The organism is Bacillus pretiosus (assembly GCF_051294775.1).
In the GTDB taxonomy this organism is placed as follows: Bacteria; Bacillota; Bacilli; order Bacillales; family Bacillaceae_G; genus Bacillus_A; species Bacillus_A wiedmannii.
Map to the genome: position 1 here is coordinate 1 of NZ_JBPPHF010000181.1, position 307 is coordinate 307.

1 pseudogene is annotated in these 307 nt (G+C 41.7%); it reads left to right on the forward strand.

The features are described 5' to 3' along the window. Nucleotides 1–55: 55 nt before the first annotated feature. Nucleotides 56–307 (forward strand): annotated as a pseudogene (estA, locus tag ACSG5Z_RS30410) (carboxylesterase); the annotation flags it as partial.

Sequence of the window (307 nt, forward strand, 5' to 3'; positions counted from 1 at the left end):
ACACTAGATATAGAAAGAATACGACTAGATTACAGAAGAGAAAGAGGAGAAGTACATGATGAAATTAGCATCTCCGAAACCATATACATTTGAGGGTGGAGACCGCGCTGTTTTATTACTACATGGTTTCACAGGAAACTCAGCTGATGTACGTATGTTAGGGCGTTTCTTAGAGAAGAAAGGCTACACTTGTCATGCGCCAAGTTATAAAGGGCACGGTGTACCACCAGAAGAGCTTGTTCATACAGGTCCTGAAGATTGGTGGCAAGACGTAATGGAGGCATATCAGCTTTTAAAAGATAAAGGC